13 protein-coding genes are annotated in these 15,059 nt (G+C 60.8%); 6 read left to right on the top strand and 7 right to left on the bottom strand.

Annotated features, from left to right (window positions below):
* Positions 1 to 7: 7 nt before the first annotated feature.
* From HBO09_RS19105 to HBO09_RS19095, 3 genes are all read right to left on the bottom strand, one after another.
* A complete protein-coding gene (locus HBO09_RS19105; protein WP_169996242.1) occupies positions 8 to 1,111 on the bottom strand; it encodes an NADH:flavin oxidoreductase in 1,104 nt (367 codons plus the stop codon).
* A 151-nt stretch (positions 1,112 to 1,262) separates the two neighbouring features.
* Positions 1,263 to 1,745 (bottom strand): glutathione peroxidase, encoded by a 483-nt coding sequence (locus tag HBO09_RS19100; protein WP_169996240.1) that lies wholly within the window; start codon positions 1,743 to 1,745, stop codon positions 1,263 to 1,265.
* Between the two features lie 136 nt (positions 1,746 to 1,881).
* Entirely contained in the window at positions 1,882 to 2,367 is a 486-nt protein-coding gene (locus HBO09_RS19095) for a peptidylprolyl isomerase (protein WP_017476012.1), read from the bottom strand.
* Here HBO09_RS19095 and HBO09_RS19090 point away from each other — a divergent pair.
* From HBO09_RS19090 to HBO09_RS19080, 3 genes are read left to right on the top strand one after another with little or no spacing between them, the layout of a single operon-like run.
* Positions 2,336 to 2,674, top strand: a complete 339-nt coding sequence (locus HBO09_RS19090) for a DUF3565 domain-containing protein (protein ID WP_169996237.1) — start codon at positions 2,336 to 2,338, stop codon at positions 2,672 to 2,674. The genes HBO09_RS19095 and HBO09_RS19090 overlap by 32 nt on opposite strands.
* Before the next feature lie 60 nt (positions 2,675 to 2,734).
* Complete coding sequence (gene pta, locus HBO09_RS19085; RefSeq protein ID WP_169996235.1) at positions 2,735 to 4,834, top strand: phosphate acetyltransferase; 2,100 nt, start codon at positions 2,735 to 2,737, stop codon at positions 4,832 to 4,834.
* Positions 4,835 to 5,734, top strand: coding sequence for an acyltransferase (locus HBO09_RS19080; RefSeq protein WP_169996233.1), 900 nt, complete (start codon positions 4,835 to 4,837; stop codon positions 5,732 to 5,734). It abuts the gene before it with no gap.
* Positions 5,735 to 5,912: 178 nt separating this feature from the next.
* Here the strand turns inward: HBO09_RS19080 and cysN are convergent, their stop codons facing one another.
* From cysN to HBO09_RS19065, 3 genes are all read right to left on the bottom strand, one after another.
* Positions 5,913 to 7,811 (bottom strand): sulfate adenylyltransferase subunit CysN, encoded by a 1,899-nt coding sequence (gene cysN, locus HBO09_RS19075; protein ID WP_169996231.1) that lies wholly within the window; start codon positions 7,809 to 7,811, stop codon positions 5,913 to 5,915.
* A 9-nt stretch (positions 7,812 to 7,820) separates the two neighbouring features.
* Positions 7,821 to 8,738, bottom strand: coding sequence for a sulfate adenylyltransferase subunit CysD (gene cysD / locus HBO09_RS19070; protein ID WP_029295601.1), 918 nt, complete (start codon positions 8,736 to 8,738; stop codon positions 7,821 to 7,823).
* A gap of 193 nt (positions 8,739 to 8,931) precedes the next feature.
* A complete protein-coding gene (locus tag HBO09_RS19065) occupies positions 8,932 to 9,690 on the bottom strand; it encodes a Nif3-like dinuclear metal center hexameric protein (protein WP_169954879.1) in 759 nt (252 codons plus the stop codon).
* A 102-nt stretch (positions 9,691 to 9,792) separates the two neighbouring features.
* Between HBO09_RS19065 and algW the strand changes: the two genes are divergently transcribed.
* From algW to HBO09_RS19050, 3 genes are all read left to right on the top strand, one after another.
* Positions 9,793 to 10,947: a Do family serine endopeptidase AlgW gene (gene algW, locus HBO09_RS19060; protein WP_169996229.1), complete on the top strand. Its 1,155-nt coding sequence runs from the start codon at positions 9,793 to 9,795 to the stop codon at positions 10,945 to 10,947.
* Positions 10,948 to 11,022: 75 nt separating this feature from the next.
* Positions 11,023 to 13,131: a TonB-dependent siderophore receptor gene (locus HBO09_RS19055; protein ID WP_169996227.1), complete on the top strand. Its 2,109-nt coding sequence runs from the start codon at positions 11,023 to 11,025 to the stop codon at positions 13,129 to 13,131.
* Between the two features lie 12 nt (positions 13,132 to 13,143).
* Positions 13,144 to 13,863: a DUF4198 domain-containing protein gene (locus HBO09_RS19050; RefSeq protein WP_169996225.1), complete on the top strand. Its 720-nt coding sequence runs from the start codon at positions 13,144 to 13,146 to the stop codon at positions 13,861 to 13,863.
* 161 nt (positions 13,864 to 14,024) lie between these two features.
* On the opposite strand, the gene hemH is transcribed toward HBO09_RS19050, so the two are convergent.
* Positions 14,025 to 15,047, bottom strand: coding sequence for a ferrochelatase (hemH, locus tag HBO09_RS19045; RefSeq protein WP_169996223.1), 1,023 nt, complete (start codon positions 15,045 to 15,047; stop codon positions 14,025 to 14,027).
* Positions 15,048 to 15,059: the final 12 nt, after the last annotated feature.

Below are 15,059 nucleotides of genomic sequence, written 5' to 3'. Positions count from 1 at the left end.
TCACCCCTTAAACCAGGGTGGTCAACGCCTCGCGACTGAAGGGCAAGATATCCCCCTCACGGCCTTCGCGCACCTTCACTGCCCAGTCCGGGTCGACCAGCAGCGCACGGCCCACGGCCACCAGATCGAACTCATCGTTATTCAAGCGCTCCAGCAGTTTTTCCAGGCTCGCTGGCTGTGCGATTTTGTCGGTATTGACCATGAACTGCAGGAACTCGCCATCCAGGCCGACACTGCCCACGGTGATGGTCGGCTTGCCCGTAAGCTTACGGGTCCAACCGGCCAGGTTCAGCTCGGAACCTTCGAACTCCGGCTCCCAGAAACGACGGGTAGAGCAGTGAAAGATATCCACACCGGCGTCAGCCAATGGCTTGAGGAACTCCCCCAGGGCCTCAGGGGTTTGCACCAGGCGCGCGGTGTAATCCTGCTGCTTCCACTGGGAGAAACGGAAAATGATCGGGAAATCGGGACCTGTAGCGGCCCGAACGGCCTGGATCAATTCAATGGCAAAACGCGAACGGTTGGCCAGGCTGCCGCCGTATTCGTCTGTACGCTGGTTGCTGCCTTCCCAGAAGAACTGATCGACCAGGTAACCGTGGGCGCCATGGATTTCCACACCGTCCATACCAATGTCCTGGGCATCCTTGGCGGCCTGGGCGAAGGCGGCGATCACCTCCTTGATATCCTGGACCGTCATGCCGTGGACCACCACGCTGCCATCCTTGAGTTTTTCCATCGGGCCATAGGCCGGCACGCTGGCATCCGGCTCGGTGCCGATACGCCGTACGCTGCCGACGTGCCACAGTTGCGGGACGATCTTGCCGCCTTCGGCATGCACCGCGTCGACCACTTTCTTCCAGCCGGCCAGTGCAGCGGTACCGTAGAAATGCGGCACGTTCGGATAACCGTTGGAAGCCTGATGGCCCACCACCGTGCCTTCGGTGATGATCAAACCTACGCCGGCCGCGGCACGGCGGCGGTAGTATTCGATCACTTTGGAATTGGGTACGCCACCCGGGGAAAACGAACGGGTCATCGGCGCCATGACCACACGGGACGGCAGTTGCAGAGCACCGAGCTGGAAAGGTTTGAACAAGGCTTGGACAGGCATGGGAGCACTCCGCACGAGAGAAATTTTATGATGCGGATAATATGGAGTGCTGGTGGTGCTGGATAGCACTATTGATTGCGGTGATTAAGGTGCAAAAGCAGGAAGACACATCAACCTGTGGAGAGGGAACTTGTCCCCTCTCCACTACAAATCAGTCGAGGGCCTTTTCGATGGCCTGGACGACACTCGGATCATCAGGGGCGGTGCGCGGAGAGAACCGCGCCAGCACCCGCCCATCCTTGCCCAGCAGGAATTTCTCGAAATTCCAGGTGATGTCCCCCGGAAACTCAGCGCCCTCACCCGCCAGCAAACGGTACAGCTGATGGCGATCAGGACCGTTCACCGACAGCTTGCTGCCCAGGGGAAAGGTCACGCCATAGTTGAGACTACAGAATTCCTGGATCTCTTCTTCGGTCCCCGGCTCCTGGCCTGCAAACTGATTGCACGGCAGGCCCAACACGGTGAAGCCCTGGCCTTTGTATTTCTGGTAAAGGTTTTCCAGCGCTGCATATTGCGGGGTCAGCCCACATTTGGAGGCGACATTGACCACCAGCACGACTTGCCCCTTGAAGGGCGCCAGAGGCAGCTCCTGACCATCCAGGGCTTTGAGTTTAAGGTCGTGGAAAGCACTCATGACAAACTCCAGATTTCCCATATTCTGTGTAACGGCAGTTCGAGATTACAGCCGCCAAGTCGGCAAGAATAGCCGCCAATCAAAAAAGGCGCCCGAAGGCGCCTTTCTTTTCAACTGACCGGCCGTAGCCCGTCAATCAATGGTGGTGACCACCTTCGCCGTGCACGTGGCCGTGAGCCACTTCTTCCTGGGATGCGTCGCGGATGGCAACGATCTTGACCTGGAAGTTCAGGCGCTGGCCGGCCAGCGGGTGGTTGCCGTCGACGGTGACGTCGTCGCCGTCCAGGTCGCGGATGGTCACGATCTGCATCTGGCCGTCCGGTGCGGAGGCGTGGAACTGCATGCCCACTTCCAGTTCGTCGACGCCTTCGAACATGCTGCGGCTCAGGGTGCTGACCAGTTCGGCCGAGTACTCGCCGTAGGCATCTTCAGGTTCTACGGCAACGGTCAGTTCATCACCAACCTCTTTGCCTTCCAGGGCCTTTTCCAGGCCCGGGATGATGTTACCTGCGCCTTGCAGGTAGACCAGCGGCGCGCCGCCGGCGGAGCTGTCGATGACCTCACCAGCGTCGTTGGTCAGGGTATAGTCAATGGAGACAGCCTTGTTGGCGGCGATCGGCATGGGGCGAGACCTTTTGCATAAGAATGAAGAACGGACAAGTCTAAACAAGGATTTGCCCGAAAGCGAACACAACCCGGACAGACGGGGTCGATCCAGTGACCCGACGGTCGTCGGATTTCATCAGGACGGGGACGGCCACTGGGTCGCCACGCTGTCCTGTGGCCATACGCAGCACCTGCGCCATCAGCCGCCCTGGCAATCCCGGGGCTGGGTGATGGATGCGGCGCAACGCCTGGCAAAAATAGGCCAGCCCTTTGCCTGTGGCTGGTGTGCGCAGCGCCCGGATAACGATACCCTTGGCAGCTGATTCCCGGTCGGCGCGCAGCTATAGCGCACCACCGAAGCCATGCACCTTCAGAGAACTCGCATGCAGACTTTTTTTATCGCGCCCACCGATTTTGGTGTGGGTCTGACCTCCATCAGCCTTGGGCTGGTGCGTACCCTTGAGCGGGCCGGGCTGAAAGTCGGCTTTTTCAAGCCCATTGCCCAGCCCCATCCTGGCGATACCGGGCCTGAGCGTTCCACCGAGCTGGTGGCCCGTACCCATGGCCTGAAACCACCGCAGCCACTGGGCCTGGCCCATGTCGAGCGGATGCTCGGCGATGGCCAGCTCGACGAGTTGCTCGAAGAAATCATCACCCTTTATCAACAGGCCGCCGTGGGCAAGGACGTGCTGATTGTCGAGGGCATGGTGCCGACCCGCAGCGCCAGCTATGCGGCACGGGTCAACCTGCACCTGGCAAAAAGCCTGGATGCCGAAGTCATCCTCGTCTCCGCCCCGGAAAACGAAGTGCTGACCGAACTGTCCGGCCGTGTGGAATTGCAGGCGCAACTGTTTGGCGGCCCGAAAGATCCGAAAGTGCTCGGCGTGATTCTCAACAAGGTGCAGACCGACGAGAGCATGGAGGCGTTCGCCGCCCGCCTCAAGGAGCATTCGCCGTTGCTGCGCAGTGGCGATTTCCGCCTGCTCGGCTGCATCCCGTTCCAGCCCGAGCTCAACGCCCCGCGCACCCGTGACGTGGCCGACCTGATGGGCGCGCAAGTGCTCAACGCCGGCGATTATGAAACCCGGCGCATGAACAAAATCATCATCTGCGCGCGCACCATGCGCAACACGGTGGAGCTGCTCAAGCCTGGCGTGCTGGTGGTGACACCGGGGGATCGCGACGACATCATCCTCGCCGTCAGCCTTGCCGCGATCAATGGCGTGCCCCTGGCCGGCCTGCTGCTGACCAGCGACACCCTGCCTGACCCACGGATCATGGACCTGTGCCGTGGTGCGTTCCAGGCCGGGTTGCCGGTGCTGTCGGTGAGCACCGGGTCCTATGACACCGCCAACCAGCTCAACAGCCTGAACAAGGAAATCCCGATTGATGACCGCGAACGTGCGGAGATCATCACCGATTTCGTCGCCAGTCACCTGGATGCGCGCTGGCTGCACCAGCGTTGTGGTACGCCACGGGAGATGCGCCTGTCGCCGGCGGTATTCCGCTACCAGTTGATCCAGCGCGCCCAGGCCGCCAACAAGCGGATCGTGTTGCCCGAAGGCAGCGAGCCGTTGACCGTGCAAGCCGCCGCCATCTGCCAGGCCCGCGGCATTGCCCGTTGCGTGCTGCTGGCCAAGCCGGCCGACGTCGAGGCCGTGGCCCGCGCCCATGGCATCGAACTGCCCGAAGGCCTGGAAATTCTTGACCCGGACCTGATCCGCCAGCGCTACGTCGAGCCGATGGTGGCGCTGCGCAAGAGCAAAAGCCTCAACGCGCCGATGGCCGAGCAGCAACTGGAAGACACCGTTGTGATCGCTACCATGATGCTGGCGCTCGATGAGGTGGATGGACTGGTGTCCGGGGTGATCCACTCCACCGCCAATACCATCCGCCCTGCATTGCAACTGATTAAAACGGCGCCGGGTTGCACCCTGGTGTCGTCGGTGTTTTTCATGCTGTTTCCCGAGCAGGTGCTGGTCTACGGCGACTGCGTGATGAACCCGCACCCCAGCGCCGCGGAGCTGGCGGAAATCGCCCTGCAAAGCGCCGACTCGGCCGCCGCCTTCGGCATCACCCCGCGTGTGGCGATGATCAGCTATTCCAGCGGTGATTCGGCCAGTGGCGAGGAAGTGGAGAAAGTCCGCGAGGCCACCCTGCTGGCCCACGAACAACAAAGCTCGCTGCTGATCGACGGCCCGTTGCAGTACGACGCCGCGGCCAACGAAAACGTCGCCCGGCAACTGGCGCCCAACAGCCTGGTGGCGGGCAAGGCCACGGTCTTTGTGTTCCCCGACCTCAACACCGGCAACACCACCCACAAGGCGGTGCAGCGCAGTGCCGATTGCGTCAGCCTCGGCCCGATGCTGCAAGGCCTGCGCAAACCCGTGAACGACCTGCCCCGTGGGGCCCAGGTAGATGACATCGTCTACACCATCGCCCTGACTGCGATTCAAGCCGCCAACCGACCTATGGATGCCTAAATGCTGGACTTTCTGCCTGCCCCCCTGCGTGGGGTGATCGCCTCGCTGCTGTTGGCGTTGAACACCATCCTGTTGTGTTCATTCCTGTTTATCGTCGCGCTGTTCAAGGCGCTGCCGTTTGCCAAGCGCTTCAGCGAGTGGCTGATGAACCAGACCCACGAGGCGTGGATCAGCAATAACAACGCCTGGATGAACCTGGTGCGCCGCACACACTGGCACATCAAGGGCCTGGAAGGCCTGGACTACCAGCACTCGTACCTGGTGACCAGCAACCACCAGAGCTGGGTCGATATCATGGTGTTGCAGTACGTGCTCAATCGGCGGATCCGCCCGCTGAAGTTTTTCCTCAAGCAGGAGCTGATCTGGGTGCCGGTGATTGGCCTGGCCTGGTGGGCTCTGGGCTTCCCCTTCATGAAGCGCTACACCAAGGCTTACCTGGAAAAACACCCGGAGAAGAAAGGCAAGGACCTGGAAACCACCCGCAAGACCTGTGCGAAGTTTCGCGACAACCCTGTAGGCATTTTCAACTTTGCCGAAGGCACACGCTTTACCCCAGGCAAACATGCCCAGCAGCAATCGCCGTTCCGCTACCTGCTCAAGCCCAAGGCCGGCGGCATTGCGTTTGTGCTGGATGCCATGGGTGAGCAGTTGAAATCACTGGTGAACGTGACTATCCACTACCCTGGCGGGCGTCCTGGTTTCTGGGACTTGCTGTGCGGCAACGTGCGGGATGTGGTGGTGCAGTTTGAAGAGGTGCAAATCCCTGGCGAGTTCATTGGCAAGAATTATGAGCAGGATGGGGAGTATCGGCTGGCGTTCCAAGGCTGGATCAATAACCTGTGGACTGAAAAGGATGCCCTTTTAGACCAGCTTCACGCGGATTACCCTGCCCGTCGCTGAGCAAAAATGTGGGAGCGGGCTTGCTCGCGAATACGGAGTGTCAGTCACTTTATTTGTTGATTGATACACCGCTTTCGCGAGCAAGCCCGCTCCCACATTTGGCCGAGTTGTTTTCAAGATTCCATAAAAAAGCCCGCCACCGAGTGATCGGTGGCGGGCTTTTTTGTGGCGGCGCGGTTTAGATCGCGCCGCGCTGACGCAACAGTTCCAGCACTTGCTTGACGCTGTCTTCCAGCGACAGGGCCTGGGTGTCGATTACCAGGTCGGCATTCAACGGCACGTCGTAGGGGAACGACTCGCCAGGGATGTTATCCCCACCGGCGGCGTACAGGCCTTGCGGGTCACGCTCGGCACAGACCAGCGGCGATGCTTGCACGTACACCGTGAGCAAACGATCACTGCCGATCAGCGCCTTGGCCTGTTCACGGCCTTCGGCATCCGGCGCCACAAAAGCCGCCAGGGTCAGCAAGCCAGCTTCGTTGAACTGACGCGCCACGTGGGCCGCACGACGCCAGTTTTCGGTACGCCCGGCACGATCCTGCGGCAGACCTTTGTTCAGGTCATGGCGCAGGTTCTGCCCATCGAGCACAAACACTGCACGCCCCATATCGAACAACTTGCGCTCGACCGCATAGGCCAAGGTGCTCTTGCCAGCGCCCGACAGGCCGCTGAACAACACGGTGGCTGGCTGCTGGCCGAAACGCTGGGCGCGTTCTTCGGTGGCCACGTGGGCCAACTTGCCGTGCTGCCCTGCGCTGCCATGGCTGACCGGCGGCGCGATAATCATGCCCGCCGCCACGGTGCCGTTGGTCAACCGGTCGATCACAATAAAAGCGCCGGTGGTGCGGTTGCTGGCGTAACCGTCCAGGGCAATGGCCGCATCGAGGCTGACCTTGACCCGGCCAATCTCGTTCAACTGCAAGGCACTGGCCGGGCCTTCTTCGAGGGTGTTCACATCCACACGGTGCACGATGCTGGTGATGGAACCCGGCACGTAGCTGGTGGCGCGCTTGATGTCGTATTTCTTGCCCGGCAGCATCGGCTCCTCGGCCATCCACACCAGCATGGCGTCGAAGGCGTCGGTGACTTGCGGCACATTGTCGGCATGCACCAGCAGGTCGCCACGGGAGATGTCGATCTCGTCTTCCATGGTCAAGGTCACGGCCTGGCCTGGGCCTGCGTGTTCCAGTTCACCTTCGAAGGTGACGATGGATTTGACGCGACTGCTCTTGCCCGACGGCAGCACCACAACTTCGTCGCCCTTGTGCACGATGCCGCTGGCCAGGGTGCCGGCGAAACCACGGAAGTTCAGGTTCGGACGGTTGACGTATTGCACCGGGAAACGCAGGTCGGTGTAGTTGCGGTCGTTGGCGATCTCGACGGTTTCGAGGATCTCCATCAGCGACTGGCCGGTGTACCACGGCGAACGCTCGCTCTTGTTCACCACGTTGTCGCCCTTGAGCGCCGACATCGGCACAAAGGCCATGGTGCTCGGCTTGAACGCGATGCCATCGGCAAACTTCAGGTAGTCGGCCTTGATCGACTCGAAAATGCTCTCGTCGAAACCATTGAGGTCCATCTTGTTGATCGCGATGACGATGTGCTTGATGCCCAACAGCGAGGCGATAAAGCTGTGGCGACGGGTCTGGGTCTGCACGCCGTAGCGCGCATCCACCAGAATGATCGCCAGGTCACAGGTGGAAGCACCGGTGGCCATGTTGCGGGTGTACTGCTCATGGCCAGGGGTGTCGGCGATGATGAACTTGCGCTTGGCGGTGGAGAAATAGCGGTAGGCCACATCGATGGTGATGCCCTGCTCACGCTCGGCCTGCAGGCCGTCGACCAGCAACGCCAGGTCGATATCGTCACCGGTGGTGCCGACTTTCTTCGAATCGCGGGTGATGGCTTCCAGATGATCTTCGTAGATCATCTTCGAGTCGTGCAGCAGGCGCCCGATCAGGGTGCTCTTGCCGTCGTCGACGTTGCCACAGGTCAGAAAGCGCAGCATTTCCTTGCGTTCGTGCTGGCCCAGGTAAGCGAGGATGTCCTCGCTGATCAAATCAGATACGTGCGACATGACAACCCCTTAGAAATAACCCTGACGTTTTTTGTCTTCCATGGAGCCGGCGCCATCGTGGTCGATGACACGGCCCTGGCGCTCGGAAGTTCGCGTCAGGAGCATTTCCTGGATGATGTCCGTCAGCGTCTCGGCTTCGGACTCCACCGCGCCCGTCAACGGGTAGCAGCCAAGGGTACGGAAACGTACTTTCTTTTTGACGATACGGGCTTTGTCTTCGTCGGACAGGTGCTCGAGGATGCGCTCGTCGTCGATCATGATCAGCGTGCCGTTCTTCTCGATCACTTCACGTTCGGCAGCGAAGTACAGCGGCACGATCGGGATGCCTTCGAGGTAGATGTACTGCCAGATATCCAGCTCGGTCCAGTTGGACAGCGGGAACACGCGGATCGACTCGCCCTTGTTGACGTTGCCGTTGTAGACGTTCCACAGCTCCGGGCGCTGGTTTTTCGGGTCCCAGCGGTGCTTGCTGTCGCGGAATGAGTACACGCGCTCTTTGGCGCGGGATTTCTCTTCATCGCGACGGGCGCCGCCGAATGCTGCGTCGAAACCATACTTGTCCAAGGCTTGTTTCAGGCCTTCGGTCTTCATGATATCGGTGTGCTTGGCGCTGCCGTGGGTGAACGGGTTGATGCCCTGCGCCACGCCGTCCGGGTTGACGTGGGTGATCAGTTCCAGGCCCAGTTCCTCGACCATGCGGTCGCGGAATTTGTACATTTCCTGGAATTTCCACTGGGTGTCCACATGCATCACCGGAAACGGCAGCTTGCCCGGGAAGAATGCCTTGCGCGCCAGATGCAGCATCACGGCGGAGTCTTTGCCGATGGAGTAGAGCATCACCGGGTTGTCGAACTCGGCGGCAACCTCACGGATGATGTGGATGCTCTCCGCCTCCAGCTGTTTGAGATGCGTCAGTTTGTCGACCATGGCTACTCACGGAAAAACGATTCTTTTTGGACGGCCTGCGGGCCGTGTTCGAGCGAGGCATGCTAGCACAGCACATTCTTCTATTCAGGGAGCCAGCTAGATCGAAACGGTATATGGATATACCGCCTCGTTTGGCCGTACATCGCCCTGTAGGAGCCGGCTTGCCGGTTCCTACAGTGGACGCAATGGAGGCTTAGATCGGGTTGGGGCAGTCGATGAACAGGTGTTCCAGAGCAAAGCGCCGGGCCAGGTAGTCGCCCAGGGCCTGGACGCCGTAACGCTCGGTGGCGTGATGGCCGGCGGCGATAAAACTGATGTCGTTTTCACGGGCGCTGTGGAAGGTCTGTTCCGAGGCCTCGCCGCTGAGGTACAGATCGACCCCGGCCAACACGGCCTGGTCGATGTAGCCCTGGCCGCCGCCGGTGCACCAGCCCACGCGGCGGATCATCGCGCTGCCTTCGATCAGCAGCGGCTCGCGCCCCATGGCTTCCTGCACGCGACGGGCGAAGTCCCGCGCCGACAGCGGCTCGGCAAGGGAGCCCACGAGGCCGACCACCTTGAGGTTGTCCGGGTCCAGCGGGCCTTCGACGGTAATGTCCAACTGGCGGGCCAATTGCACGTTGTTGCCCACTTCCGGGTGCAAGTCCAGCGGCAGGTGGTAGGCCAGCAGGCTGATGTCGTGCTTGAGCAGGGTCTTGAGGCGACGCTGCTTCATGCCGGTGATGCATGGGCTTTCGCCTTTCCAGAAATAGCCGTGATGCACCAGCACCAGATCGGCCTTGGCCTCGACTGCTGCGTCGAGCAGCGCCTGGCTGGCGGTCACGCCACTGACAATACGCAACACCTGCGGCCGCCCTTCGACCTGCAGGCCGTTGGGGCAGTAATCGGCAATTTTCGCACTGTTCAAGTAGCGATCCGCTTCTTCAACCAGGGTGCTCAGGGCGACGGCCATAAAAGACTCCTAAATATCCCGTTCAGAGGCGCTCGCGGCCTCGTATAATGCGCGACATTATGGGCGCTCCCGCGCCCCCTGCAACCTGTCAGGACTTACTTGATGCTCAAGGCGCTGCGTTTTTTTGGATGGCCATTGTTGGCCGGCGTGCTGATCGCGATGCTGATTATTCAGCGTTATCCGCAATGGGTCGGCCTGCCAAGCCTGGACGTCAACCTGCAACAGGCACCGCAAACCAGCGCGGTGCAACAGGGCCCGGTGACCTACGCCGATGCAGTGGTGGTCGCGGCGCCTGCGGTGGTCAACCTGTACACCACCAAAGTCATCAATAAACCGGCGCATCCGCTGTTTGAAGACCCACAATTCCGGCGCTTTTTCGGTGACAACTCGCCCAAGCAGCGCCGCATGGAATCGAGCCTCGGCTCCGGGGTGATCATGAGCCCGGAAGGCTACATCCTCACCAACAACCATGTGAGCACCGGGGCCGACCAGATTGTGGTGGCCCTGCGCGACGGTCGCGAAACCCTGGCGCGGGTGGTGGGCAGCGATCCGGAAACCGACCTTGCGGTGCTGAAAATCGACCTGAAGAACCTCCCCTCCATCACCATCGGCCGTTCCGAAGGCCTGCGCGTCGGTGATGTGGCGCTGGCCATCGGCAACCCGTTCGGCGTCGGCCAGACCGTGACCATGGGCATCATCAGCGCCACCGGGCGTAATCAGTTGGGTCTCAACAGCTATGAAGACTTTATCCAGACCGACGCGGCGATCAACCCGGGTAACTCCGGCGGCGCACTGGTGGATGCCAACGGCAACCTGACGGGCATCAACACCGCGATTTTTTCCAAATCCGGTGGCTCCCAAGGCATTGGTTTCGCGATCCCGGTAAAGCTGGCGATGGAAGTGATGAAGTCGATCATCGAGCACGGCCAGGTGATCCGTGGCTGGCTGGGGATTGAAGTGCAGCCGCTGACCAAGGAACTGTCGGAATCCTTTGGCCTGACCGGGCGCCCAGGCATTGTCATTGCCGGCATCCTGCGTGGCGGTCCAGCGGAAAAAGCCGGAATGCAGGTCGGCGATGTGATCCTCAGCATCGATGGCGAACCGGCTGGCGATGGCCGTCGTTCGATGAACCAGGTGGCGCGGATCAAACCAACGGAAAAGGTCGCGATCCAGGTCATGCGCAACGGCAAAGAGATCAAACTCCAGGCCGAAGTGGGCCTGCGGCCGCCACCAGCACCGGTTAAAGAACAAGAATAAAGGGCGCTCCTTAAAGAGATACACTCTCAACAGTCATGTTATATTATTTCAATATTGATATTGGAATGTTAGACCATGACGTCTCGAAAGTTTGCGCCCCTGGCTGGTCTCGCCCTGGGATTGCTGGTGGACCCGGTGTTTGCAGAAGACACCAACACCCTTGAGTTGGGCACCACCAGCATCACCGGTGAGGCCTATGAATCCGCCACCGGCCCGGTCCAGGGCTACCGTGCGACCCGCTCGGCCAGCGCGACCAAGACCGACACAGCCCTGCGCGATATCCCACAATCGATCAGTGTGATTCCCGCCACGGTGCTCAAGGACCTGGGGAGCAACAACGTCGAGCGCGCCCTGGAATTTGCCGGCGGCGTGTCCAAGCAGAACAACTTCGGTGGCCTGACCCTTTACGAGTACAGCATTCGCGGCTTCAGCACATCGGAGTTCTATCAGGACGGTTTCAGCGCCAACCGCGGCTACCCCAGCACGCCGGACACGGCCAATATCGAACGCATTGAAGTGCTCAAGGGCCCCGCCGCCAGCCTGTATGGCCGTGGCGATCCCGGCGGTACCGTGAACATCGTCACCAAGAAACCCCAAGCCGAAGCCTTCACCACCGTACAAACCAGCGCCGGCAGTTGGGATCGCTACCGCACCGCCGTGGATATCAACACCCCGCTGGACAGCGAAGGCCGTGTGTTATCGCGGGTCAACCTGGCAGTGGAAGACAACCACAGCTTCCGCGATCACGTGCAGAGCAAACGGGTGTTTGTCGCGCCCTCCTTTAGTTGGCAACTGGACCCGGACACCAGCCTGCTGGTGGAGAGTGAGTTCGTGCGCCACAGCTCGACCTTCGACCGGGGCATCGTGGCCCCCAACAACCGTTGGAGCGGCATGTCGCGCTCGACCTTCCTCGGCGAGCCCAACGACGGCGATATCGACAACCACAACAACCGCCTGCAAGCCACCCTCGAGCATCATCTGAACGATGCCTGGAAGCTGCGCCTGGCCAGCCATTACAAACAGGGCAGCCTGTGGGGCGAAGCCTCGGAAAGCCGCGCGCTGAATGCCGACGGCCATACCGTCAACCGCCGCTACCGCCAACGCTCCATGGGATGGCACGACAGCATCACCCAGTTGGAGCTGCGCGGTCTGTTCGATATTGGCAGTTGGCAGCATGAACTGCTGATCGGCACCGAGTACGAGGATTACCGCAAGAAAGAGCGTGTAACTGCCATCGCCGGTATCTACCCCATCGACATCTACAAGCCGATCTATGGCCAGCCCAAGCCCACTGGCGATCGCTCCGGTAGTGATTTTTTCACCCAGGTGAAAAGCCAGGCACTGAACCTGCAAGACCAGATCGTTTTTACCGAGCGCCTGCGCGGTGTGGTTGGCATGCGCCTGGAGCACGTCGAGCAACGTTCAGAGGACTTCACTCGCAACGGTGCCAAGAGCCAGAAAACCCACGACATCATGACCCAGCGGGCCGGCCTGTTGTATCAACTGACACCACAAGTGGGCCTGTTTGCCAACGCCTCCACCTCGTTCAAACCACAAAGTGAGCTGGACGCCGCCGGCAATTTCCTCAAGCCCGAGGAAGGCGTCGGTTATGAAGTGGGCATCAAGAGCGAGCTGTTCGACGACCGCCTGAGCACCACCCTCGCCGCCTTCCATATCGAAAAGGAAAACACCCTGGCCACCGACCCGGCCACCGACACCAAGCGCGCTATCGGCAAGGCCCGCAGCCAGGGTTTCGACCTGCAATTGACCGGGCAACTGACTGACGCCGTGCGCGTGATTGGCGCCTTTGCCTACATCGACGCCGAAGTGACCAAGGGTGACAAAGAGATCCCCACCGGTAGCCGCATTCTCGGCGTGGCCAAGCGCAGTGGCAGCCTGTTGGGCGTGTATGAGTTCCAGGATGGCGCCCTGCGTGGCTCTGACCTGGGCGCGGCGTTTACCTATGTCGGCGACCGTTCGGGCGAGGCCGGTAAAAGCTTCGAGTTGCCGGCCTACCACACCGTCGACCTGCTGGCCCATTACAAGGCCAGCGATAACGTCACCGTGGGCCTGAATCTCAACAACCTGTTCGACGAAAAGTACTACGAGCGCTCCTACAGCAACTACTGGGTCAACCCCGGAGAGCCGCGCAACTTCACCGTCAGCCTGACCCTCAATCTATAAAAGGACGTCACCATGCAAGCGCTCAAATCATTGGCCGTGTTCGGCCTGCTGTTCGCCACTCAGGTCTCGGCCCATGGCCTGTGGACCGAGCAACGCCGAGGCCATATCGAGGTGGTCTACGGCCACGGTGCCGAAGACGAAGCCTTCAAGGCGAAAAAGGTCAGCGGTGCCTGGGCCTATGACGCCAGTGGCCGGATGATCCCGGTGACAGTGCAACGCCTGGACGATCAGGCACGCCTGCAGCCGCTCAAGCCGCCTGCGGTGCTGGCAGTGGCCTTTGATAACGGCTTGTGGTCACAAACCCCGGACAAAAAGTGGGTGAACAAGGGCCGCAGCCAGGTACCCGGCGCCCTCGAAACCACCCAGGCCCTGAAGTACAGCCTGGCGATCTATCAGGCCGGGGCCAAGCTGCCCAAGCTGGATCAATTGAGGATGGTGATCGTGCCCGAGGTCGACCCGCTCACCGTCGGCCCCGGTAAATCCCTGCCGGTGCGGGTGTTGATCGATGGCAAGCCTGCTGCGGGGATCAAGTTGATTGGCGACTACCGCAGCGCCCCTAACACCTTGAGTACCGAGACCGACAAGGATGGCCGGGCCCAGGTACTGGTGCGCAACGAGGCGTTGAATGTGATTGCGGCGCAGGTGGAAGTGTCAGTCAAAGATGACAGCGAAGTGCAGACCCGCGCGCTGTTCAGCTCATTGACCTTCCTCGGCCAACCGCACCACGAATAACCCCCACTGAACCCATCTGGGAGCCAGCTTGTGTAGGAGCTGGCTTGCCTGCGATGCGGACACCTCGGTATGTCTATCGGACCTCGGTGATGCTATCGCAGGCAAGCCAGCTCCCACATCAGTTCCCACATAAGCCGGCCCCACACGAGCCCGCTGCCACGCTAAAGGCTGACAGGCGCTCTTTCGCACAAGGTATTAAGCGCCACCGCCCACTGCGGATCATCATTAAGGCACGGCACCAGCACCAACTCCTCGCCCCCGGCTTCGCGGAACTGTTCCAGGCCGCGATCACCAATCTCTTCCAGGGTCTCGATGCAATCGGCGACAAACGCCGGGCACATCACCAACAACTTCTTCACCCCTTGCTGGGCCAATGCCTCCAGGCGGGCTTCGGTGTAGGGTTCGATCCACTTCGCCCGACCCAGGCGCGACTGGAATGCCACCGACCATTTATCGTCCGCCAGGCCCATGCGCGCAGCAAAGTCACGGGCGACGCTGAAACACTGCCCGCGATAACACGTAGTGCGCACCACGGGCGAGGCATTGGCGCAGCAGTCACCGCTGCCTTCAAGCGAGTGCCCGGGGTTGAGTTTGTTCAGATGCCGTTCCGGCAGACCGTGGAAGCTGAACAGCAGGTGATCGTAATCCTGCTGCAAATGCGGCCTGGCACTGGCCACCAGGGCGTCGAGGTATTCGGGCTGGTCGTAGAACGGTTGCAGGATCGAGAACTGCAGGTCGAGCTGCTTGTCCCGCACCACCCGTCGCGCCTCTTCAATCACCGTGGTTACGGTGCTGTCGGCAAATTGCGGATACAACGGCGCCAGCGTGACCTTGCTGATGCCCTGCCCGGCCAGGCGGGTGAGTACGCTTTCGATCGAGGGTTCGCCATAGCGCATTGCCAGCTCCACCGGACCCTGGGTCCACTGGGCGGTCATCTGCTGCTGCAGGCGGCGGCTGAGGACTACCAGCGGCGAGCCTTCGTCCCACCAGATTGAGGCGTAGGCGTGGGCCGACTGCTCGGGACGCTTGATCAGGATCAGCGACACCAGCAAGCGCCGGACCGGCCACGGCAGGTCAATCACATACGGGTCCATCAAAAACTGATTGAGGTAGCTGCGCACATCGGCCACCGAAGTGGACGCCGGTGAACCCAGGTTGACCAGTAACAACGCGTGATCCGTCATGCAACATCCTAT

The organism is Pseudomonas sp. WS 5027 (assembly GCF_012985695.1).
GTDB lineage: Bacteria > Pseudomonadota > Gammaproteobacteria > Pseudomonadales > Pseudomonadaceae > Aquipseudomonas > Aquipseudomonas hygromyciniae.
Note: the sequence above shows the minus strand (reverse complement) of the source record. Positions and strands in the feature narration are given on the sequence as shown.

What these genes read in the sequence shown, in the direction of transcription:
- HBO09_RS19105 (WP_169996242.1), bottom strand. Translation starts at nt 1,111, where the DNA reads ATGCCTGTCCAAGCCTTGTTCAAACCTTTCCAGCTCGGTGCTCTGCAA.
- HBO09_RS19100 (WP_169996240.1), bottom strand. Translation starts at nt 1,745, where the DNA reads ATGAGTGCTTTCCACGACCTTAAACTCAAAGCCCTGGATGGTCAGGAG.
- HBO09_RS19090 (WP_169996237.1), top strand. Translation starts at nt 2,336, where the DNA reads ATGGAGACAGCCTTGTTGGCGGCGATCGGCATGGGGCGAGACCTTTTG.
- HBO09_RS19095 (WP_017476012.1), bottom strand. Translation starts at nt 2,367, where the DNA reads ATGCCGATCGCCGCCAACAAGGCTGTCTCCATTGACTATACCCTGACC.
- pta (WP_169996235.1), top strand. Translation starts at nt 2,735, where the DNA reads ATGCAGACTTTTTTTATCGCGCCCACCGATTTTGGTGTGGGTCTGACC.
- HBO09_RS19080 (WP_169996233.1), top strand. Translation starts at nt 4,835, where the DNA reads ATGCTGGACTTTCTGCCTGCCCCCCTGCGTGGGGTGATCGCCTCGCTG.
- cysN (WP_169996231.1), bottom strand. Translation starts at nt 7,811, where the DNA reads ATGTCGCACGTATCTGATTTGATCAGCGAGGACATCCTCGCTTACCTG.
- cysD (WP_029295601.1), bottom strand. Translation starts at nt 8,738, where the DNA reads ATGGTCGACAAACTGACGCATCTCAAACAGCTGGAGGCGGAGAGCATC.
- HBO09_RS19065 (WP_169954879.1), bottom strand. Translation starts at nt 9,690, where the DNA reads ATGGCCGTCGCCCTGAGCACCCTGGTTGAAGAAGCGGATCGCTACTTG.
- algW (WP_169996229.1), top strand. Translation starts at nt 9,793, where the DNA reads ATGCTCAAGGCGCTGCGTTTTTTTGGATGGCCATTGTTGGCCGGCGTG.
- HBO09_RS19055 (WP_169996227.1), top strand. Translation starts at nt 11,023, where the DNA reads ATGACGTCTCGAAAGTTTGCGCCCCTGGCTGGTCTCGCCCTGGGATTG.
- HBO09_RS19050 (WP_169996225.1), top strand. Translation starts at nt 13,144, where the DNA reads ATGCAAGCGCTCAAATCATTGGCCGTGTTCGGCCTGCTGTTCGCCACT.
- hemH (WP_169996223.1), bottom strand. Translation starts at nt 15,047, where the DNA reads ATGACGGATCACGCGTTGTTACTGGTCAACCTGGGTTCACCGGCGTCC.